Origin of the sequence: Cellulosimicrobium cellulans (genome assembly GCF_016907755.1) — a bacterium.
Taxonomy (GTDB): Bacteria; Actinomycetota; Actinomycetes; order Actinomycetales; family Cellulomonadaceae; genus Cellulosimicrobium; species Cellulosimicrobium cellulans_D.
Genome location: NZ_JAFBCN010000001.1, coordinates 4,210,841 through 4,231,608 on the forward strand (window position 1 = coordinate 4,210,841; position 20,768 = coordinate 4,231,608).

The window sequence follows — 20,768 nt, forward strand, 5'->3', positions numbered from 1 at the left end:
GCCGTCGTCTGCGGATGACGACGGCACGCGAGCAGCCACCGGTAGCGATTGCGGGACCCCGGGGGCTGGGAAAGGATCGGCGCGTGAGCACGGCCCACCGTCCCTCGCTCCCCCGCGCCGCCGCGGACCGTGGCGCCCGCGCGCTCCGCGCCCTCGTCGCGACGCGCCTCGCTCTGACGGCGGTCGCGCTGCTGACCGGGCTCGCGCTGCTGGCTCCCGCCGGGACCGCGCACGCCGTCCCTCCGATGGACGTCGCCGGCGAGATCACGGACCCCGACGGCGTCCTGGGCGACCGGACCGACGAGGTCCAGGACGCGCTCGACCGCCTCGCGCAGGACACCGACCTCCAGCTCTTCGTCGTGTACGTGCCGAGCTTCGACGGCATGGACGGCGTCGACTGGGCGAACGCCACGGCCAACACGTCCGGGCTCGGGGTGGACGACCTGCTCCTCGCCGTCGCGACCGAGGACCGCCGCTACGGGCTCTCCTACGACAACAACGTGTCGCTCACCGACGCAGAGCTCGACCGGATCTCCGCCGCCGTGGAGGACGAGCTGCGGGACGACGACTGGCCGGGTGCCGCGATCGCCGCCGCCGAGGTCGCGCGCGGCGCGAGCCAGGGCTCCGGGGGCGTGTCCTGGTTCTGGGTCCTGCTCGGCCTCGGCGTGCTCGTCCTCGTGGTCGTGCTGGTCGTGCGAGCGGTCGCCAGGCGCCGCCGCGCCGCCCCGGGCGGGGCTCCCGCGGAGGGTGGCCTCGCGGCCCTGCCCACCGACGAGCTCAACCGGCGCGCGAGCGCCGCGCTCGTCGCGATCGACGACGCCGTGAAGACCTCGGAGCAGGAGCTCGGCTTCGCCCAGGCCCAGTTCGGGCTCGAAGCGACGCAGCAGTTCTCCGCGGTGCTCGCCGAGGCCAAGCAGAAGGTGTCCGAGGCGTTCGCGCTGCGCCAGCAGCTCGACGACGACCGGCCCGAGACCGAGCCTCAGGCCCGGGACGCGATGGCCCGCATCGTCGCACTGTGCGACGACGTCGCGGAGTCCCTCGACGCTCAGTCGCGCACGTTCGACGAGCTGCGCGACCTCCAGGCGCGCGCGCCGCAGGTGCTCGACGAGACCGACCAGCGCGCGAGCGAGGTGCTCGCCCGCGTCGAGCCTGCACGCGCGACCGTCGAGGGTCTCGCCCGCACGTACCCCCCGACGTCGCTCGCCTCCGTCGCGCAGAACCCCGACCAGGCGCAGGCGCTCGTCGCGAACGCGCGCGAGTCTGTCGCGCGCGGCCGTGAGGCGCTCGCCGGCAAGGACCGGGCGGCGGCCGTCGCCCTCGCCCGGGCCGCGCAGAACGCCGTCGGGCAGGCGGTCACGCTGCTCGACGCCGTCGACCGGGCCGGCACGGACCTCGCCGAGTCGGGCCCGCGCCTCGACCGGGGCCTCGCCTCGATCACGTCCGACATCGCCGACGCCGGCCGGCTCGCCCCCGCGGACCCTTCCGTGGCCCCGGCCCTCGCGGAGGCGCAGGCCGCCGCGGCCGCGGCCGGAGCAGCGCGCGACGGCGGAGACCCCCTCGCCGCACTACGGCGCCTCACCGAGGCCGAGGCCGCGCTCGACGCCACGCTCGCCCCCTTCCGCGAGCGTGCCGAGCAGGCAGCGCGCGCGAACGCGCTCCTGCGCGACACGCTCGCGCGCGTCGACTCGCAGGTCCGCGCGACGAACGACTTCATCGAGACCCGGCGCGGCGCCGTCGGGCCCGAGGCGCGCACCCGGCTCTCGGAGGCCATCCGCCTGCTCGGCGAGGCCCGCGCCCTCCAGCCGACCGATCCCGTCGCCGCGCTCGACCGCGCGCAGCAGGCCGACGCCCAGGCCCAGTCCGCCGCGCAGCGCGCCCAGCAGGACGCGTCGAGCTGGCAGTCGTCGCAGGGCGGCGGGATGTTCGGCGGTGGTGGCGGCGGCGGGAGCAACGTCGGGGGCATGGTGCTCGGCGGCATCCTGCTCGACTCGATCCTGCGCGGCGGCGGGGGCGGCGGCCGGTCCGGCGGGTTCGGTGGCGGAAGCTTCGGCGGCGGGTCCGGGGGCGGCGGCTTCGGCGGCGGCCGGTCGGGCGGGCGCTCCGGCGGCCGCTCGTCGGGCGGGCGCTCGGGCCGCGGCGGGCGCTTCTGACGAGACGGACGAACGACCAGCACACAGCACCGACCAGCACGAGACGGCTCACCAGAGAGGGACGACCATGGCGGAGAAGCAGAGCATCTTCGGACGGATCGCGCAGCTCGCCCGCGCGAACATCAACGCGCTCCTGGACAACGCGGAGGACCCGCAGAAGATGCTGGACCAGCTCGTGCGCGACTACACGAACAACATCGCCGACGCCGAGCAGGCCGTGGCGCAGACCATCGGCAACCTGCGCCTCGCCGAGCAGGACTACAACGAGGACGTCGCCGCCGTCCAGGAGTGGGGCCAGAAGGCCGTCGCCGCCTCCGCGCAGGCCGACCGCTACCGGCAGCAGGGCGACACGGCCAACGCCGACAAGTTCGACAACCTCGCCAAGGTCGCGCTCGGCAAGCAGATCTCCGCCGAGGGCGAGGTCCGCCAGGCCGAGCCGCTCATCGCCTCGCAGCGCGAGTCGGTGGAGAAGCTCAAGTCCGGCCTCGCGATGATGAAGGACAAGCTCGGCGAGCTGAAGTCCCGGCGCGACACGCTCGTCGCCCGCCAGAAGAGCGCCCAGGCGCAGCAGACCGTCCAGGGCGCCATCAGCTCGATCAACGTGCTCGACCCCACGAGCGAGATCTCCCGCTACGAGGAGATCGTGCGCCGCGAGGAGGCGCAGGCGATCGGCCAGGCCGAGGTCGCGGCGTCGAGCATCGACTCCCAGTTCGCCGAGCTCGAGACGTCCGGCGAGGCCGTCGAGATCGAGGCACGCCTCGCCGCCCTCAAGCAGGGCTCGTCGCCCGCACCGCAGGTGTCACCCACGCAGGTCACGCCCGCGATCGAGTCCGGCACCACCACCCAGGACGCCCCGACCTCCGACTGGTAGGTGACCGTGGCGAGGTAGGACCCAGGTCCGCCGAGGTAGAGGCCGGCGACGTCAGGCCGGGACGCTCTGCCCGACCGTCGTGCGGACCTCGGCGACGAAGGCCTCGGCGAGGCGACGCCCGCCGTCGAGGATCTCCGCCGCGTGCTCGTCGAACCCGGCCAGGGCTGCCGCGGTGTCGACGTCGTCGTACGCGTCGCACCACGCCTCGAAGCCCGCGCGCGTCGTCTCGGGGTGGAACTGGACACCGAGCGCCGAGCCGAGGCGGAACGCCTGGTACGGGTACATGTTGGACGACCCGAGCCAGACGGCGCCGCGCGGGAGGTCGACGATCGCGTCGGCGTGCATGCTCGTCACGTACCGCACGGGCGCGTCCCCCGCGACGGGCCCCGCGAGCGCGGAGAGCACGGGGTCGGTCTCGGCGTCGGCCCGCCAGAAGACGCGGGTCGCGCCGGCCTCGCGCCCCGGAGGCGCGCTCACCTGGACGTGGCCGCCCCCGGCGACGGCGAGGAGCTGGGCACCGAGGCAGATGCCGAGCGTCGGGACGCCGGTCGTCGCGGCGGCGAGCAGGGTCTCGCGCAGCGCGGGCAGCCAGGTTGCACGCACGTCGTCGTGCGCGGACATGTGTCCGCCGAGGACGACGAGGCCGTCGCCGAGCGCGTCCGCCGGGGGTATCGCGTCACCCTCGAACGCGCGCACGACCCGCAGGTCGGCGGCGAGCAGGTCGGCGTAGGCGTCCAGCCGGACGTCCGGGGAGTTCTGGACGACCGTGATCCGGACGGTTCCGGTTGCGGCCGTGGCGTCGGTGTCGTACGTGGTCACGAGGTCCGACGGTACCCACTCCGGGGTACCCCGACGCAAACACCCACGTCGTGGACATGGCAGGCGACCGTCGCGCGGATAGGCTGACCAGCATGTCCGACCTCCAGACCCCCGACGGCCGAACGCTGACGACGCCGCGCCGCACCTACCTCGTCGTCGACGGCGAGAACATCGACGCGACGCTCGGCATGAACGTCCTCGGGCACCGGCCCGCGCCGGAGGAGCGGCCACGGTGGGACCGCATCGTGGAGTTCGCCCGCCAGGCCTGGGGCCAGGACGTCACGCCGCTGTTCTTCCTCAACGCGTCGTCGGGCCAGATGCCGATGTCGTTCGTGCAGGCGTTGCTCGCGATGGGCTACCGGCCGATCCCGCTCGCCGGCTCGAGCAGCGAGAAGGTCGTGGACATCGGCATCCAGCGCATGCTGGACGCGATCGTCGACCAGCCGGGCGACGTGCTCCTCGCGAGCCACGACGGCGACTTCCTGCCGCAGGTCGAGACGCTGCTCGACGACCCCGACCGCCGCGTCGGCGTCCTCGCCTTCCGTGAGTTCGTCAACGTGCGGCTCACGGAGCTCACGGGGCGCGGGCTGCAGGTGTTCGACCTGGAGGACCACGCGGGGGCGTTCACGACCGTCCTGCCGCGCGTGCGCATCATCCCGCTCGACGAGTTCGACCCGCTGCGCTACCTCTGACCGACCTGCTGAGTACGGGGTGTTCGTCGTCGCGGCTCCCGTCGACGACGAATACCCAGCACTCAGCCGGGGCTCCGCGGTCAGGCGTGGAGCTCGCGGTACAGGGGCGTCGGGAACGACGCCGTCACGCCGTCGCCGCCGAGGAGCGCCGCGATCCGCTCGGCCTCCGCGGCGACGGCGCGCTCGGCGTCCGACCCCACGTCCTCGAGGAGCCGGAACGCGGGCTCCCCGCCGGGGCGCACGACCCACGCCCCGACGATCCGGCCCTCCCACCAGACCGTCGCGCCGGCGTTGCCGATCGTGTCGAAGACCGCGGCCTTGTGGGGGCCGAGGTACCAGTCGCGCGCGGCCCAGCCCATCGTCGTCGGGTCGAGCGACGGCAGGAGCGCGACGCTCCCCTCCAGCGGCGACTCCGCGACGCCGGGCAGGTCCGTCCCGGCGAGCATGACGCCGGGCTGCGGGGCCGGGTCGTCCGGCGCACCCGTCTCGACCTCCACGTCGACGACGTCGAGCTCCGCGAGCGCGGCGCGCGTGTCCCGCTGGTTCCAGCCGGTCCACCACGCGAGGTCCTTGACCGTCGCGGGGCCGAACACCTCGAGCCAGGATCCGGCGAGCGCCACGCGCGCGGCCGGCTCCTCCATCGCGGGGATGCCGCCCGGGAACCAGTCCTCGACCGGTGACCAGACGTGCCGGTTGGACGACCACGACCCGCGCGGCTCGCCCCGCACGACGGCGCCCTCCGCGGAGAGCAGCGCCGTGAGCTGGGACGTCATGGTGCGACGCACGTCCCACGTCTTGGCGGTGGTGGGCAGGAACGCGGTGCGCAGCAAGGGCGCGGCCCTCGACAGGCTCGCGCCGTCCATCGGTCCGTGCTCGGCGAGCGCGCCGTGCACCTGGGCCTCGACGGCGGCGAGGAAGGTCGCCGCGTCGTCGACGGGCGGGTCCGTGGGCAGCGTCGCGAGCTCCTTGAGCAGGCGGGCGCGCAGCCGTCGGGCGACCGCGAGCGCCGCGGCGGCGTGCACGACGGGCACGGTCTCGCGGCGCACGACGAACATCGTGCGCCGCATGGCGAGCACCTTGACCAGGGTGCGCCGCCGGAACACGGCGTCCCGGACGTCGTCGAGCACGAGGCCGGGGACGCGCGCGAGGACGGAGAGGTAGACGCTCGGGGCGTCGGTGGCGTGCAGCGCGAGCAGCCGGTCGACGACGTCCTCGGGGGTGCGGGCCGCCGGACGTCCGGGCAGGTCCGTCGCGAGCGCGAGCTGTTGCGCGACGAGCCGCCGTCGCCTCTGGTCCACCGTGATCCGCACGCCGCCATCCTGCCTGACGCCGCCCACGCGCACCGCGCGAGAACCGGCCCGGGAGCGGGCCGCGGGTGGAGCCCGTTCCCAGGCGACTCCCAGACCGCGGGAGGACACTGGAGGGCATGAGCACCACCCCTGAGGCACGCCTCGTCGTCGTCGACGACGAGCCGAACATCCGCGAGCTGCTGGCCACGTCCCTGCGCTTCGCCGGGTTCGAGGTCCACGCCGCCGCGGACGGGCAGAGCGCCCTGCGGCTCGTGCGCGACGTCGAGCCCGACCTCGTCGTGCTCGACGTCATGCTGCCGGACATGGACGGGTTCACCGTCACGCGCCGCCTGCGCGAGAAGGGGCAGCACACGCCCGTCGTCTTCCTCACCGCGAAGGACGACACGCGCGACAAGATCACCGGCCTCACCGTCGGCGGCGACGACTACGTGACGAAGCCGTTCAGCCTGGAGGAGGTCGTGGCGCGCATCCGCGCGGTCCTGCGCCGCACGCACGCCGAGCCCGTCGAGGACGCGGTGCTGCGCTTCGCCGACCTGGAGATGGACGAGGACTCGCACGAGGTCCGCCGCGCGGGCATCGACGTCGACCTCTCCCCCACGGAGTTCAAGCTCCTGCGCTACCTCATGCTCAACGCGGGCCGCGTGCTGTCGAAGGCGCAGATCCTCGACCACGTGTGGCAGTACGACTGGGGCGGCGACGCGAACATCGTCGAGTCGTACATCTCCTACCTGCGCCGCAAGATCGACAACCTCACGGTGCCCGGCCCGGACGGCGAGCCCGTCGCGCTCCCGCCGCTCATCCACACCAAGCGCGGCGTGGGCTACCTGCTGCGTCAGCCCCCCGGCGCGTCGACGACATGACGGCCGGCCCCGACCGCGCGGAGGCGGGCGCCCGCCCTGTCCCGCCGCCTCCCCCGGGGCGCCGCGCCCTCTCGGCCGACATCTCGGCCGGCACCGCGACGTCGGGACCGGGCGGTCCTCCCTCCGAGGCGTCGTCGTCCGGGGGACCGGGCGAGGCGGGCCCGACGGCGGAGCGCCCCTACGGCCGGCCCGTCCCCACCGAGGGGTGGAGCTGGTTCGCGCGCGTGCCGCTGCGCGCCCGGCTCGTCGCGATCACGGTGCTCCTGCTGGCCGCGGGGCTCGGGCTCGCGTCGGCGGTCACGACGACGGTCGTGTCGAGCTACCTGGTCGGCCAGGTCGACTCGCAGCTCGAGCGTTCGGCCGAGGACGTCGCCAGCTCGACGATCCGGCAGACTCCCGCGGCGGCGACGTCGCTCCCGAGCGACTACTACGTGCTCGTGCGCTACCTCGACGGCAACAGCAGCACTCTGGGCTGGCCCCAGACGACCTCGCGCTACGGCACCCCCGACATCCCGGCGATGTCGAACCCCGAGGTCGCCGACGCGGTCGGGACGCAGTTCACCGTCGGCTCCGTGGGCGGCACCGACCCCGCCGAGTGGCGGGTCACGCCGTTCTTCTTCTACGACAGGTTCAGCGGCGAGCTCCGCGGCACCGCGTTCGTCGCCCTTCCCCTCACCGGCATCCACGAGACGGTCAAGGTGCTGGGGCGCGCGCTCGCGCTCTCGGCGCTGGGGATCGCGCTCGTCGGCGGCGCCGTGGCCTACCTCGCGGTCCACCGCGCGCTGCGCCCGCTGCGGGAGATCGAGGAGACGGCGGCGGACATCGCCGCGGGCGACCTGTCCCGGCGCGTGCGTCCGGCCCCGCCGACGACCGAGGTGGGTTCGCTGGCCGCGTCGCTCAACGCGATGCTCACCCAGATCGAGGAGGCGTTCGCGGTCCAGGAGGCGTCGGAGGAGCGGATGCGGCGGTTCGTGTCCGACGCGAGCCACGAGCTGCGCACGCCGCTCGCGACGATCCGCGGCTACGGCGAGCTGTACCGGATGGGGGCGCTCGACACCCCGGACAAGGTCGACGACACGATGGGGCGCATCGAGGACTCGGCGACCCGCATGGGCACGCTCGTGAACGACCTGCTCGCGCTCGCACGGCTGGACGAGGGCCGGCCCCTGCGACACGAGCCCGTCGACCTCGTGTCGCTCGCGCGCGACTCCGCGCAGGACCTGCACGCGCTCGACCCGACCCGGGACGTCCGGCTCGTAGGCCTGGGGTCCGGCGCGAAGGCGCCCGCGGCGCTGCGCGTCGTGGGTGACGAGGACCGGCTGCGGCAGGTGCTGGCGAACCTCGTCGGGAACGTCGCGCGCCACACGCCCGCGGGGACGCCGGTCGAGATCGCGCTGGGCGCCGTGCGCCCCGCGACGCCGCCCGACGACGCGCCGGGCGGCCCCCGCGACGCGGTCGCCGTGCTCGAGGTGCGCGACCACGGACCGGGCGTCCCCGGCGAGCAGCGCAGCCGGGTGTTCGAGCGGTTCTACCGCGCGGACTCCTCGCGCAACCGTGCGTCGGGCGGCTCGGGCCTGGGCCTGGCGATCGTCGCCGCGATCGTGGGTGCGCACCAGGGTCGGGTGTCGGTCCGTGAGACGACGGGCGGCGGGCTCACCGTCCGCGTGGACCTCCCGCTCGCACCCTGACCTGCCCGCACCCCGCCTCACCTGCGGGTCTGCTCCGGCGCGCCCGACGTGACGCGCGGAGGCCGTCACCACGGTCCCGAGGCACCGCCGACTGCGGCTACGATGGCGGGTCGTCCCGCGAGACCTAGGCTGGTGGTGAGGCCGCGCGGCGACGCGGGGGCCTCCGTGCCAGGCACCACGCCTGGTGACGACCACCCCCGTCATCTCCTCGTGTCCGTCGAAGTGTCCGTCGAAGAAGGCGAAAGTTCATGGGCGTCAACAGCGCCGACGCACCGCAGTGGTTCCTCTCCTCGTTCGTCCGCAGCGCCCGCGGCGCCGGGGCGACCGCCCCGGACGACGAGGTCCGCGCCGTCGGGCAGGGGCTGCTCGACCGCTGGGACCTGCCGGACCGCCACTTCCACAACCTGCGCCACCTCGCCGACGTGCTCGGCCGGGTCGACGAGCTCTCCCAGGAGACGCACGACCCCGACCTGGTGCGCCTCGCAGCCTGGTACCACGGCGCGATCTTCGACGCGAAGGGCCGCGCGACCTACGCGAACAAGGGCGGCGAGGACGAGTCCGCGAGCGCCGCGCTCGCGACCACCGAGCTCACGAGCCTGGGGGTCCCCGAGCCGGCGGTCCGCCGCGTCGCGTACCTCGTGAACGCGCTCGTGCGGCACGCGCCGGACGCCTCGGACTTCGACTGCGCGGTGCTGTGCGACGCCGACCTCGCGATGCTCGCCGCGGAGCCGCAGCGCTACAAGGAGTACCTCAAGGACGTGCGCGACGAGTACGCGCACATCCCGAAGCCGGACTACGTGCGGGCGCGCATCGCGATCCTCACGAAGCTGCTCGACCGCCGCTCGCTCTTCTCGAGCCCGCTCGGGGCGGCGTGGGAGGAGCCCGCGCGACAGAACCTCGACGCGGAGCTGCAGCGGCTGCGTAAGGAGCAGGTCAAGCTGGCAGAGGCGTCGACGCCGTCCACAGGTCCCACCTCCTGATCCGTCGTCCACAGGGACGCCGTCGCTGCCCGCAGCGCCGCGCGTCTCGTGGCTAGCGTCGTCGTCGCACCGGCACCTGCCGTGTGCAGGGCGGTCTGCGGGCCGACGAGACGACGGAGGACGACATGAGCCGTTACGAGGTCGACAGCGCACGCGTGGCTCAGGCGAGCGCGGCGGTGAACGGGTCGGTCACGGCGATCCGGGCCGAGGTCGGGGCCATGATGCGCCACCTCACGGACCTGCAGGCGTCGTGGCGCGGCGGTGCGGCGACGTCGTTCACGGGCGTGATGACGCAGTGGCAGACCACGCAGCACCAGGTCGAGCTCGCGCTCGACGACATCACGGCGGCGCTCGGCGCGGCCGCCCAGACCTATGCGGACGCCGAGTCGCAGGCCTCGCGACTGTTCACGACGCGCTAGGGCACACAGACCGCGGGCGCTCCGCGCGTCACGCCTCGAGGTGCACGACGGCGAGCCCGTCGCCGGCGCGCACGTGGTCGCCCGGGCGCACGCGGACGTCGACGACGGTGCCGTCGGACGGCGCCAGGACGGGCAGCTCGAGCTTCATCGCCTCGAGCACGACCACGGGTGCCCCCTCCGTGACGGACCGTCCCGGCCGCGCCTCCACGCGCCACACGACACCACCCAGCGGGGCGCGCAGCACGACGCGCGCCGGGTCGTCGAGGTCGGCGGGGTCCTCGTCGGTGTCGTGCGCACCGCCGTCGGGTCCGCCGCGCGCGGTCGCGCGCGCGGCCGACCCGACGAGCTCGCCCGCCTCCGCCCAGGCCGCGGCTTCGCGCCCGAACGCGGCGCGGCGCGCCGCCGCCACCGCCGCGATGTCGTCCGCCTCCCGCGCGAGGAGCGCGGCGTGCTCCCGGCCGGAGAACACGCCGTCCTCGACCGGGACCTCCAGGACCCCCGCCCGGGCGGCCGCGCGGCGCTCGGAGAGCTCGTCCGGGTCGACCGGCTCCCACACGATCCGGTCGAAGTACCGGAACAGCCACGGGACGCCCGGGCGGAACGGCGGGCGCTGCGCGTGCGCCGACCAGACCGGGACGGTCCGGCCCACGAGCTGGTAGCCCCCGGGACTCGCCATGCCGTACACGCAGAGGAACGCCCCGCCGAGCCCGACGGCGTCCGACGGCGTCCAGGTGCGCGCCGGGGTGTACTTCGTGGTGAGCAGGCGGTGTCGCGGGTCCACCGGCACGGCGAGCGGCGCGCCCAGGTACACGTCCCCGAGCCCGAGCACGAGGTACTCGGCGTCGAGGACGGTGCGCCGCACGTCCTCGACGCTCGCGAGCCCGTTGGCCCGCCGGACGAAGTCGACGTTGGACGGCAGCCACGGCGCGTCGGAACGGACCCCGGCCGCGTACCGCTCGACGGCCTCCCGGATCGCGGGGTCGTCCCAGCTCAGCGGCAGGCGGAGCACGCGGCTCGGCACCTCGATCTCGTCGCTCGCCGGCAGGTCCTCCTCCAGCTCGCGCAGCAGCCCGACGAGCCGTGTCACGGGCAGGGTCTCGGGGTCGACGTGCAGGTGGAGCGTGCGGACGCCCGGAGTCACGTCGAGCACGCCCCGCGGGGCCGCGGCCCCGAGACCGCTCGCCAGGGCGTGCACGCGCAGCCGGTCGTGCAGGTCGATCCCCGCTCCGCCGTCGTACTCCACGAGCACCGCGTCGTCGCCGCCGCGCAGGTAGCGGACCGCGGGCCGGCGGACGGCACGCGACGTCGGCCCGTCCGCCGGGCGAAGGTCGTCGCCGGCGAACGCCCCGGTGTCACGGCGCCGGACGGCGCGCACCTCGGTGGGGACGCGCGCGGCCGCCCGGGCGGCGTCGTCGCGACGCAGCCGGTCGGCGCCGTCGTCGTGGACGGTCACGAACCGCACGACGTCGCCCGGCCGCATCTGCCCGAGCTTCCACCGGGAGCCGGCGACGACGGTGAGCGCGCACACGAAGCCGCCGAGGCTCGGCCCGTCCGGTCCGAGCAGGATCGGCATGTCTCCGCTGACGTTCAGCGCCCCCACCGAGTACGGGTTGTCGAGCACGTTGGACGGGTGCAGCCCCGCGTCCCCGCCGTCGGGCCGCACCCACGTCAGCGGCGGCCCGGCGAGCCGCACCCCGGTGCGGTCCGCGTGCGGCAGCACCCGCCACCACGACGTCCGCAGCCGCCCGAGCGCGGCGGCGGTGAGCGCCGCGGACTGCGGTCCCGTCGTCACGGCGAGCTCCCACGAGTGCCCCATCCGGGGTCGGGCATCGGATGGCACGGCACCCGCCGCGCCGAGCCCGGGAGGCACCGGCTCGCCCGGCCGACCCCCCGACCCGGGACCGAGGTCACGAGGGTGCAGCGCGTCGCCCGCGACGAGCGCGCGCCCGGCCGGGCCGCCGACGGCACCGAGGACGAAGGTCGACGCCGACCCCAGGTACGCCGGGACGTCCAGACCGCCGGCCACGAGCACGTACGTCCGCAGCCCGACGGCGTGCGGCGCACCCACGGCGAGCACGCCGCCCGCGGGGACGGTGACGGGCTCCCACTGCCGCACGGGCCCGCCGTCGACCGTCACGGGCGCCGGCGCCCCCGTGACGCACACCGTCGCCGCGTGCGAGAAGCGCAGGGTCGGGCCGGTGAGGGTGCACTCGAGCCCCGCCGCGCCCTCGGGGTTGCCGAGCGCGCGGTTGCCGGTGCGGAACGACAGGTCGTCCATGGGGCCAGACGGCGGGATGCCCACGCCCCAGTACCCGGTGCGTCCCGGCCAGTCCTGCACCGTCGTGAGGACGCCCGGGTCGAGCACGTCGACCCAGGGCTCGGGGTCACGCACCGTGGCGAGCGTGGTGGTCGTCGCCGAGCCCGCGACGACGGCAGCGTCGTCGAGCGCCGCGCGCAGCAGCGAGACGTTCGTGGGGACGCCGTCGACGCGCACGTCACCCAGCGCGGTGCGCAGCCCCGCGACCGCGCGCTCGTGCGACGCCGCGGGCACGACGACCTTCGCGAGCAGCGGGTCGGCGTCGGGACCGAGCTCGTCGCCCGCGGCAGCACCGGTCTCGACGCGGACGTCCGTCCCGGCGCCCGCGCTCGGAAGGTCGAGCCGCGCGAGCGTGCCCGCGACGGGTCGGCCGTGGCGCACGTCCTCGGCGTAGACGCGCGCCTGCGCCGCCACCCCCCGGACGGCGGGGCCCGACGGCGGCACCTCGTCGAGCACGGTCGCGTCGCCGAGCGCGAGGCGCAGCATCCAGGCCACCAGGTCGACACCGGTGACCTCCTCGGTCACCGTGTGCTCGACCTGGATCCGCGGGTTCACCTCGAGGAACGTGACCTCACCGGAACCGACGTCGAGGAGCGCCTCCAGCGTCGCGGCCGAACGGAGCCCGACCCGCGCCGCGAGGCGACGGGCGCCGTCGTGCAGGGCCGCCCGGACGCCGGGGTCGATGCCGGGCGCGGGCGCGACCTCGACGACCTTCTGGTGACGGCGCTGGAGCGAGCAGTCCCGGTCCCCGAGCGAGACGACCCGGCCCGCACCGTCACCGAAGAGCTGCACCTCGAGGTGTCGCGCCGTGTCGACGTGCCGCTCGACGAACAACCGCCCCGAGGAGCCGGGGCGCGACGACTCCCGCCGCCACGCCGCGGCGAGGCCCGCCGCGTCGCGGCACACGTGCACGCCGGTCCCGCCCCCGCCACCGGCGTCCTTGAGCACGAGCGGGAAGCCGATCTCCTCCGCCCACCCGAGCGCGTCCTCGAGGCCGCCGAGCACCGGCGACCCCGGCAGCACCCGCAGTCCGCACTCCTGCGCGAGCGCGCGGGCGCGGGCCTTGTCACCGAGCACGCGGAGCTGCTCGGGCGTCGGGCCGGCGAACGCGACGCCCGCGGCCTCGACGGCTGCGGCGAAGGCGGCGTCCTCCGCACGGAAGCCGTAGCCCGGGTGCAGGACGTCCGCGCCCGAGGCGAGCGCCGCGTCGAGGAGCCGCCGCCCGTCGTCGTACGACGCGGCGACCGGCGCCGGGCCGATCCGCACCGCCTCGTCGGCGAGCCGGACGTGCCGCGCTCCACGGTCCGGGTCGGAGTGCACCGCGACCGTGCGCAGCCCGAGCTCCCGCGCGCTGCGGAGCACGCGGCAGGCGATCTCGCCGCGGTTCGCGACGAGCAGCGTGGCAGCCATCGCCCTCCCCGGGCCGGTGCGCGGACGAGGCCGCGCCTCGCCGTCGGACAGAACGGCCCCAGCCTAGGACCCGTCCGAGCCCAGACCACCTGTTCGGCGCAGGACCCCTGTCAGCCGGCGAGGGCCATGCGGGAGAGCGCGCGTGCCGCGCGTTCCATGACGACGGCGAGCGACTCGCCGACGTGCAGGTGGAGCGCGGCGCGGGCCTCGGGGAGGCGGTCGGCGAGCGCGAGCTCGAGGATCTCGATGTGCTCGTCGATGGTGATGCGGATGCGCTCGGACTCGACGAAGTCGTACATGCGCACGGCGCGCACCTTCTCGTTGACCTCGACGAGCGCCTCGGTCAGTCGCTCGTTGCCCGCGGCGCGGGACAGCACGGTGTGGAAGCGCTCGTCGAGGAGCACGAAGCTCGGGTCGGGCTCCGGCGGTGCGCCGCGGAGCTCGACCCACCGGCCGAGCTCGTCGCGCAGGGCGTCGGTGTCGTAGTGCAGCTCGGTGTTCTCGATGATGCGCTCGACGCCGCGCAGCTCGAGGGTCACGCGCAGCTCGTACAGGTCGCGCAGCTCGGCGAGGCTCGGCACGACGACCGCGTACCCGAAGTCGGTGCGCTGGATGAGCCCGTCGGACAGGAGCCGGGACAGCGCCTCGCGCACGGGCGTGCGCGACACCTCGAACCGCCGGCTCAGCTTGGGCTCGGTGAGCCGCTCGCGCGGGTCCACCCGGCCGTTGAGGATCTCGGCGCGCAACCGCGTGTAGACGGCGTCGCGCAGCGAGGTCGCGGCGGGTTCCGGCGCGGTCACGATGTCCATGCGGGGTCTCCTGCTCGTCCGGCCCGTGCGTCGTGGTCCTGTCCTGCCATCATCCCGCACGACGCACCCCGCCTACACGGCCATCGCCGCACGGACGCTCTCCTCGGCCGCCTCGCCGCCCGACCCGCGGCTCGTCACGCGCCCGGACTGCAGGACGACGTAGTCGCGCGCGGCGCCGAGCGCGAACCCGACGTGCTGCTCGACGAGCAGCACCGAGAGCCCGCCGGCGTCGGTGAGGGTGAGGATCGCGTCCTCGATCTCCGTGACGACGGACGGCTGGATGCCTTCCGTCGGCTCGTCGAGGACGAGCACGCGCGGTCCGGTGATGAGGGCGCGCGCGATGGCGAGCTGCTGGCGCTGCCCGCCGGACAGCAGTCCGGCGCGCCGCCCGAGCAGCCCGCGCAGGGCCGGGAACAGGTCGAGCGCCTCGTCGAGGCGCCGCGGCCCCTCGCGCGACGTGTCGGCGACGAGCTGGAGGTTCTCGCGTGCCGTGAGGTCGCCGAACGACTGCTGCCCCTGCGGCACGTACGCGAGGCCGCGCCGCACCCGCTGGTGGGTCGGCAGCCGGGTGACGTCCTCGCCGTCGAGCACGACGCTCCCCGACCGGGCCCTGAGCAGCCCGAGCGCGGTCCGCAGGAGCGTCGTCTTGCCGGCGCCGTTGTGCCCCAGCACGGCGGCGACGCCGCCCGCCGGGACGGTGAGGTCGACGCCGTGCAGCACCATGGTCCGGCCGTAGCCCGCGTGCAGTCCGGTGAGCTCGAGCATCATGCCTCCTCGGCGTTCGTGGTGGCGCGCCGCCGTGCGCCGCGGGTCGCGCCGGCGCTGCCCAGGTAGACCTCCTGGACGCGCGGGTCGGCCTGGACCTCGGCGTACGTGCCCTCGGCGAGCACCTGGCCCAGGTGCAGCACGGTCACCGAGGACGCGAACGCCCGCAGGAACTCCATGTCGTGCTCGACGACGACGACCGTCCGCTGGGCGCCGATACGCTGGAGCAGCTCGCCCGTCTGCTCGCGCTCGGCCTGGCTCATGCCCGCGACGGGCTCGTCGAGCAGCAGCAGCCGGGCGTCCTGGACGAGCAGCATCCCGATCTCGAGCCACTGCTTCTGCCCGTGCGCGAGGATGCCCGCCTGGACGTCGCGCAGGTGCGCGAGCCCGACGGTCTCGAGCGCCTGCTCGACGGCCTCGGGTGTCCCGCTGCGCCGCCGGAGCAGCGTGAGCGGACCGCGCCGTGCACCCGCCGCGATGTCGAGGTTCTGCAGGACGCTGAGCTCCTCGAACACGCTCGCCGTCTGGAACGTGCGCCCGACGCCCGCGCGGGCGATGCGGTGCGTCTTCCTGCCGAGCAGGTCGACCCCGCCGAACTGCACCGATCCCGACGCCTTGGCGAGACCCGTGATCGCGTCCACGATCGTCGTCTTGCCCGCCCCGTTGGGCCCGATGAGGAACCGGAGGTCCCCTGCGGTGACGGTGAGGTCGACGCCCTGGACGGCGACGAACCCGTCGAACTCGACGCGCAGGCCGCGGACCTCGAGGTAGTCGTGCCGGAAGCGCGAGTCGTCGACGCCGAGGACGGACTGCGCGGCCTCCAGGTCGAGCCCGTCGCCCGCGACGCCGGTCTCGAGGACGGCGGCACCCGCCGCCTCGGGGCCCGAGCCGGACGCCGGTCCCGTGGGTTGCGTGGTCATGCGGTCCTCCCGGTGGTCGCGGGGTCGTGGTCGACGGCGGTCGGCGCCTCGGTGGTCGGGTCGCCGGTGCCCGGCTCGCCCGTGCGCGTCGCGCCCGGGTGGCTCCCGTCCGAGGCTCCTCCACCCGCCGGGGCGGGTGCGCCGCCGTCGGGCACCGCACCCGGGCGCGAGCGACGCCACCGCGTGAACAGCTCGGCGAGCCCGCCGGGCAGGAACGCGACGACGAGGATGAAGAGCGCGCCCTGCGCGTAGATCCAGCCGGACGGGAACGTCTCGGACAGGCTCGTCTGCGCCCAGCTCACCGCGATCGAGCCCAGCACGGGACCGAGCAGGGTGGCCCGGCCGCCGATCGCAACGCCGATGAGGAACCCGATCGACGGCACGACGCCCACGTCCGCCGGCGAGATGATCCCGACGATCGGCACGAACAGCGCGCCGCCCACCGCCGCCATGAACGCCGCGACGGCGTACGCGACGACCTTGACCTTCGCCGGGTCGTAGCCGAGGAACCGCACGCGGTTCTCCTGGTCGCGCACGGCGACGAGCAGCTCGCCGAACCGGGACACCATGAGCTGGCGCGCGATCGCGACCATGACGAGCAGGGCGCCGGCGGCGATGAAGAAGAGCATGCGCTTGTTCACGGGGTCGGCGAGGTCGTACCCGAAGAACGACCGGAACCCGTTGAGCCCGTTGGTGCCGCCCGTCGTCGCCTGCTGCCCGATGAGCAGGATGGCGAACGCCGCGGCGAGCGCCTGCGAGAGGATCGCGAAGTACGCGCCGCGCACGCGCCGCGTGAAGACGGCGAACCCGAGCAGCGCGGCGAGGCCCGCGGGCACGACCGCGATGGCGAGGATCGTCACGACCGGCGACCGGAACGGCTCCCACCAGCCCGGCACCTCGCCCGAGCCGTACAGCATCATGAAGTCCGGTACGCCGTCCGGTCCGGCGTCCGCGAGCTTGAGGTGCATCGCCATGATGTACGCGCCGAGGCCGAAGAACACGCCCTGCCCGAGCGTGAGCATCCCACCCCGGCCCCACGCGAGGCCGATGCCGACCGCGACCATCGCGAGGCACAGGAACTTGCCGAGCAGGCCGAGGCGGAACGTGGAGAGCGTCGCGGGCGCGACGGCGAACAGCAGGACCGCCGCGACGGCGAACCCGACGATCACGCGGGCGCGCGAGGAACGGTACAGGGCGGTGAGCCGGGACGTGCTCCCGGTGGTGACGGCGCTCATGCAAGGCTCCTCGTCCGGACCGACACGAGGCCCTGGGGTCGCACCTGGAGGAAGACGACGATGACGACGAACACGAGCACCTTGGCGATGCTCGCCGTCGTGGAGTACTCGAACGTCGCCTGCAGCAGCCCGAGCGCGAACGCCGCGATGACCGTGCCCTTGATCTGCCCGATGCCGCCCGCGACGACGACGAGGAACGCGTCGACGATGTAGCTCGTGCCGAGCGTCGGGCCGACGGACCCGAGGAGCGTGAGCGCGACGCCCGCGATCCCGGCGAGGCCCGAGCCGATGAAGAAGGTCAGGCGGTCCGTGGTCCGCGTGGAGACGCCGCTGGCCTCCGCGAGGTCACGGTTCTGCACGACGGCGCGGATCCGCCGCCCGAGCGGCGTCACCTTGAGCACGACCGCCAGCGCGACGACCGCGACGACGGCGAGCGCGAGGATGAACACGCGTGTCTTCGGCACGGCCAGGCCGAACAGGTCGACGGCACCGCTCAGCCAGGCCGGCGCGCGGACGTCCACGTTCGGGGCGCCGAACACGTCGCGCGCGACCTGCTGCAGCACGAGCGCGACGCCCCACGTGACGAGGAGCGTGTCGAGCGGCCGCTTGTACATGCGGTGGATGAGCGTCGCCTCGAGGAGCAGGCCGAGCAGGCCGCCGACGAGGAACCCGAGCGGCAGCGACACGAGCAGCGAGACGCCGGCGTTCCCGACGACCCCCTGCACGACGAACGCCGTGTAGGCGCCCGCCATCATGAACTCGCCGTGCGCCATGTTGATGACGCCCATCTGGCCGAACGTGAGCGCCAGCCCGAGGGCGGCGAGGAGCAGGACGGAGCCGAGGCTCAGTCCCGCGAAGAGCTGCGAGAACAGCACATCCATGGGCGTCGTGCCTTCCGGTGAGTGCGAACAGGGCCCCGCTCGAGTGCTGGGCATCTGTCGTCCCGACGGCGCGGCGGCGACAGATACCCAGCACTCACGGGGTCAGGAGAGGCCCTCGGCCCAGTCGTAGCCCTCGAGGTACGGGTCGGGCTCGATCGGCTCGCCCGAGCTCCACTCGGTGTAGATGAGGCCGTCGGGGCCGATCTTGCCGATGAGCGCGGTCTTGGCGATGTGGTGGTTGTCGCCGTTCACGGTGACGGAGCCCTCCGGCGCGTCGAAGGTCACGCCGTCGGCGGCCTCCTGGACGTCGGCGACGTCGAACGACTCGGCCTTCTCGACCATGCCCTTCCACAGGTACAGCGACGTGTACGCGGCCTCCATCGGGTCCGACGTCACGCGGTCGGCGCCGTACTTCGCCTGGAACGCCTCGACGAACGTGGCGTTCTCCGGGCTGTCGATGGTCTGGTAGTAGTTCCAGGCGGTGAGCTGGCCCTCGACGTTCTCGACGCCGACGCCGCCCACCTCCTCCTCCGCGATCGACACCGACACGACGGGCATGGTGTCCGGGCCGAGCCCGGCGTTCTTGTACTCCTTGAAGAACGCGACGTTGGAGTCGCCGTTGAGCGTGTTGAACACGGCGTCGGCACCGGCGGACTTCACCTTGTTGACGATCGTGGAGAAGTCGGTGTGGCCGAGCGGCGCGTACTCCTCGCCGAGGACCTCGATGCCGTTCGCCTCCGCGTAGGCGTTGATGATCTTGTTCGCCGTGCGCGGGAAGACGTAGTCGGACCCGACGAGGAAGATCGACTCGACGCCCTGCTCCTTGAGGTAGTCGAGCGCGGGGACGATCTGCTGGTTGGTCGTCGCGCCGGTGTAGAAGATGTTGGGCGACGACTCCAGGCCCTCGTACTGGACCGGGTAGAACAGCAGCGAGTCCTGGGCCTCGAAGACGGGGAGCATCGCCTTGCGCGACGCGGAGGTCCAGCCGCCGAACACCGCGGCGACGCAGTCGCTCGTGATGAGCTTCTCCGCCTTCTCGGCGAAGACGGTGGGCTCGGACTGGCCGTCCTCCTGGACGATCTCGAGCTGCTTGCCGAGCACGCCGCCGTCGGCGTTGATCTCCTCCGCCGCGAGGGCGAGCGAGTCGGCGACGGTCTGCTCGGAGATCGCCATGGTGCCGGAGAGCGAGTTGAGGAAGCCGATCTTGACGGTGTCGCCGGACGTGTCGACGCAGCTCTCGGCGGCGCTGGTCGCGGCGCCCGCGCCGTCGCCGGTCTCCGTCTTCGCGCCGCACGCGGTGAGCGTGAGCGCGAGGGCGACGAGAGCGGCAGCCGGGGCGAGACGGGTCGTGGCGCGTGTAGGTGTCACGAGAGTCCTTTCAGCGAGGTTCGCACAGCGGAGTTCTCCGCAGGTTTCTCAGCAGGAGGCCGGCGGCCGCCGGGCAGGCGGTCGCTCGCCGCAGACACCGTGTACAGCCATGTATACGTACATGTGCCCGTGGTGGTGCCCACTGGTGTCGACGCTAGTGACGCCGTGTTTCGGCCGATCTGCCCGTCCTGTTAACGGCACGTGTCACGCGGTCACGATCCGGTCACGCGGCCGGTGCGGTCGCCGCGCGGCGGCGGGCGGTTGCGCGCAGGGCGGCGGTGAGGAGCCCGGCCGTGAGCGCGACGACGAGGGCCACGCCCACGAGGCCCGCGACGCCGACGAAGATCCCGCCGGCCTCGCCGTAGTCGGCGAGCGGCATCCCCGCGAACGCGTGGTCGCGCGCCGCGTCGGCGAAGCCGACCGACTCGGCCGTCGCCTCGAGGCCGTCCGGGGTCGCCGCAGCGAACGACGAGACGACGACCGCGGCGAGCAGCGCGCCCGTCCCGAGCGCGAGCACGGCGCGACGCACCGCACCGACCGGCGCTGCCGCGAGCGACCCGACAGCACGGGGCGAGGCGGCCGCAGCGTGCGAGGCCACGGCGTCGGGCGCGACGGCGCGGCTCGCAGCGGAGCGTGCCGCGCCGTCGACCGCCGCGACGCCCGGGGCCACGGCCACCACGAGACCGACGACGCCCGCCGTGACGAGCGCCTCGCCGAGCCCGATGACCGCGTGCACGGAGAGCATCTGGCCGACGAGCTCGCCCACCGGCACCGGCACGGTCCCGCCGACGGCGAACAGCCCGGCGAACACCGCCGCGGACGCGGGCACGCTCGCGAGCGCCCCCGCCCCGGCGGCCGCCGCAGCACCCCGTCCGCGCGTCAGCCGCAGCACCCCGCGGGTCACCGCCCAGCCGACGAGCGTCCCGATCACCGCCATGAGCAGCACGTTCGTGCCCAGCGCGGTGATCCCGCCGTCGGCGAAGACGAGCGCCTGGACGAGCAGCACGAGCGTCACGGACAGCACGCCGAGCCACGGCCCGACGAGCGCGGCGGCGAGCGCCCCGCCCATGAGGTGCCCGCTCGTGCCCGCCGCGACGGGGTAGTTGAGCATCTGGACGGCGAAGACGAACCCGGTCGTCGCGGCCGTCAGCGCGACGCGGCGCGGGGTGAGGTCCTCGCGCGCCCGGTACGCGGCGTAGCCGACGGCGGCGAGGGAGACGACGGCGGTCGTCGCCGAGGTGGGGTCGTTGAGGAAGTGGTCGGGGACGTGCATG

The 20,768-nt window shown here is 74.5% G+C and carries 17 protein-coding genes; 7 read left to right on the forward strand and 10 right to left on the reverse strand.

The genetic code is table 11. The annotated features are described in order from the left end of the window. The first annotated feature begins 83 nt into the window (after positions 1-83). Complete coding sequence (locus JOE63_RS21520) at positions 84-2,150, forward strand: TPM domain-containing protein (RefSeq protein ID WP_307840209.1); 2,067 nt, start codon at positions 84-86, stop codon at positions 2,148-2,150. A 67-nt stretch (positions 2,151-2,217) separates the two neighbouring features. After that, on the forward strand, positions 2,218-3,021 hold the full coding sequence (locus tag JOE63_RS18190) for a PspA/IM30 family protein (RefSeq protein WP_204542924.1): 804 nt from the start codon (positions 2,218-2,220) through the stop codon (positions 3,019-3,021). A gap of 51 nt (positions 3,022-3,072) precedes the next feature. On the opposite strand, the gene JOE63_RS18195 is transcribed toward JOE63_RS18190, so the two are convergent. Then, positions 3,073-3,840, reverse strand: coding sequence for a type 1 glutamine amidotransferase (locus tag JOE63_RS18195; protein WP_307840211.1), 768 nt, complete (start codon positions 3,838-3,840; stop codon positions 3,073-3,075). 92 nt (positions 3,841-3,932) lie between these two features. On the opposite strand from JOE63_RS18195, the gene JOE63_RS18200 reads away from it, so the two are divergent. Further along, positions 3,933-4,532, forward strand: a complete 600-nt coding sequence (locus tag JOE63_RS18200) for an NYN domain-containing protein (protein ID WP_087469806.1) — start codon at positions 3,933-3,935, stop codon at positions 4,530-4,532. An 80-nt stretch (positions 4,533-4,612) separates the two neighbouring features. Here JOE63_RS18200 and JOE63_RS18205 read toward each other — a convergent pair whose 3' ends face one another. Next, positions 4,613-5,842: a winged helix DNA-binding domain-containing protein gene (locus JOE63_RS18205; protein ID WP_087469807.1), complete on the reverse strand. Its 1,230-nt coding sequence runs from the start codon at positions 5,840-5,842 to the stop codon at positions 4,613-4,615. Between the two features lie 116 nt (positions 5,843-5,958). Between JOE63_RS18205 and JOE63_RS18210 the strand changes: the two genes are divergently transcribed. The 4 genes from JOE63_RS18210 (at position 5,959) to JOE63_RS18225 (ending at position 9,789) form a co-directional block, all read left to right on the forward strand. Then, positions 5,959-6,702, forward strand: a complete 744-nt coding sequence (locus tag JOE63_RS18210; protein WP_087469808.1) for a response regulator transcription factor — start codon at positions 5,959-5,961, stop codon at positions 6,700-6,702. Next, positions 6,699-8,390 carry a sensor histidine kinase gene (locus tag JOE63_RS18215; protein WP_204542926.1) on the forward strand — a complete coding sequence of 564 codons (1,692 nt, stop codon included), beginning with the start codon at positions 6,699-6,701 and terminating at the stop codon, positions 8,388-8,390. Before JOE63_RS18210 ends, JOE63_RS18215 begins: the two co-directional genes overlap by 4 nt. 248 nt (positions 8,391-8,638) lie before the next feature. Further along, positions 8,639-9,370, forward strand: a complete 732-nt coding sequence (locus tag JOE63_RS18220) for an HD domain-containing protein (RefSeq protein WP_087469810.1) — start codon at positions 8,639-8,641, stop codon at positions 9,368-9,370. Positions 9,371-9,495: 125 nt separating this feature from the next. Further along, complete coding sequence (locus JOE63_RS18225) at positions 9,496-9,789, forward strand: WXG100 family type VII secretion target (protein WP_087472516.1); 294 nt, start codon at positions 9,496-9,498, stop codon at positions 9,787-9,789. Between the two features lie 28 nt (positions 9,790-9,817). Here JOE63_RS18225 and uca read toward each other — a convergent pair whose 3' ends face one another. From uca to JOE63_RS18265, 8 genes are all read right to left on the reverse strand, one after another. After that, positions 9,818-13,516, reverse strand: a complete 3,699-nt coding sequence (gene uca / locus JOE63_RS18230) for an urea carboxylase (protein WP_204542928.1) — start codon at positions 13,514-13,516, stop codon at positions 9,818-9,820. 110 nt (positions 13,517-13,626) lie between these two features. Continuing rightward, on the reverse strand, positions 13,627-14,325 hold the full coding sequence (locus tag JOE63_RS18235; protein ID WP_087469812.1) for a GntR family transcriptional regulator: 699 nt from the start codon (positions 14,323-14,325) through the stop codon (positions 13,627-13,629). 72 nt (positions 14,326-14,397) lie between these two features. Next, positions 14,398-15,090 (reverse strand): urea ABC transporter ATP-binding subunit UrtE, encoded by a 693-nt coding sequence (urtE, locus tag JOE63_RS18240; protein ID WP_204542930.1) that lies wholly within the window; start codon positions 15,088-15,090, stop codon positions 14,398-14,400. After that, a complete protein-coding gene (gene urtD / locus JOE63_RS18245; RefSeq protein ID WP_087469814.1) occupies positions 15,090-16,010 on the reverse strand; it encodes an urea ABC transporter ATP-binding protein UrtD in 921 nt (306 codons plus the stop codon). Before urtD ends, urtE begins: the two co-directional genes overlap by 1 nt. Beyond that, positions 16,007-17,245, reverse strand: coding sequence for an urea ABC transporter permease subunit UrtC (gene urtC, locus JOE63_RS18250; protein ID WP_087469815.1), 1,239 nt, complete (start codon positions 17,243-17,245; stop codon positions 16,007-16,009). Before urtC ends, urtD begins: the two co-directional genes overlap by 4 nt. Next, positions 17,242-18,126 carry an urea ABC transporter permease subunit UrtB gene (gene urtB / locus JOE63_RS18255; protein WP_087469816.1) on the reverse strand — a complete coding sequence of 295 codons (885 nt, stop codon included), beginning with the start codon at positions 18,124-18,126 and terminating at the stop codon, positions 17,242-17,244. Before urtB ends, urtC begins: the two co-directional genes overlap by 4 nt. 102 nt (positions 18,127-18,228) lie before the next feature. Next, positions 18,229-19,494 carry an urea ABC transporter substrate-binding protein gene (gene urtA / locus JOE63_RS18260; protein ID WP_087469817.1) on the reverse strand — a complete coding sequence of 422 codons (1,266 nt, stop codon included), beginning with the start codon at positions 19,492-19,494 and terminating at the stop codon, positions 18,229-18,231. Between the two features lie 223 nt (positions 19,495-19,717). Continuing rightward, a complete protein-coding gene (locus JOE63_RS18265; RefSeq protein WP_204542932.1) occupies positions 19,718-20,767 on the reverse strand; it encodes an energy-coupling factor ABC transporter permease in 1,050 nt (349 codons plus the stop codon). Position 20,768 lies beyond the last annotated feature (1 nt).

Coding starts and splice junctions, on each gene's coding strand:
- JOE63_RS18215 (WP_204542926.1), top strand. CDS start 6,699: ATGACGGCCGGCCCCGACCGCGCGGAGGCGGGCGCCCGCCCTGTCCCG.
- JOE63_RS18190 (WP_204542924.1), top strand. CDS start 2,218: ATGGCGGAGAAGCAGAGCATCTTCGGACGGATCGCGCAGCTCGCCCGC.
- urtC (WP_087469815.1), bottom strand. CDS start 17,245: ATGAGCGCCGTCACCACCGGGAGCACGTCCCGGCTCACCGCCCTGTAC.
- uca (WP_204542928.1), bottom strand. CDS start 13,516: ATGGCTGCCACGCTGCTCGTCGCGAACCGCGGCGAGATCGCCTGCCGC.
- JOE63_RS18235 (WP_087469812.1), bottom strand. CDS start 14,325: ATGGACATCGTGACCGCGCCGGAACCCGCCGCGACCTCGCTGCGCGAC.
- urtD (WP_087469814.1), bottom strand. CDS start 16,010: ATGACCACGCAACCCACGGGACCGGCGTCCGGCTCGGGCCCCGAGGCG.
- urtB (WP_087469816.1), bottom strand. CDS start 18,126: ATGGATGTGCTGTTCTCGCAGCTCTTCGCGGGACTGAGCCTCGGCTCC.
- JOE63_RS18200 (WP_087469806.1), top strand. CDS start 3,933: ATGTCCGACCTCCAGACCCCCGACGGCCGAACGCTGACGACGCCGCGC.
- JOE63_RS18220 (WP_087469810.1), top strand. CDS start 8,639: ATGGGCGTCAACAGCGCCGACGCACCGCAGTGGTTCCTCTCCTCGTTC.
- JOE63_RS18210 (WP_087469808.1), top strand. CDS start 5,959: ATGAGCACCACCCCTGAGGCACGCCTCGTCGTCGTCGACGACGAGCCG.
- JOE63_RS18265 (WP_204542932.1), bottom strand. CDS start 20,767: ATGCACGTCCCCGACCACTTCCTCAACGACCCCACCTCGGCGACGACC.
- urtE (WP_204542930.1), bottom strand. CDS start 15,090: ATGCTCGAGCTCACCGGACTGCACGCGGGCTACGGCCGGACCATGGTG.
- JOE63_RS18225 (WP_087472516.1), top strand. CDS start 9,496: ATGAGCCGTTACGAGGTCGACAGCGCACGCGTGGCTCAGGCGAGCGCG.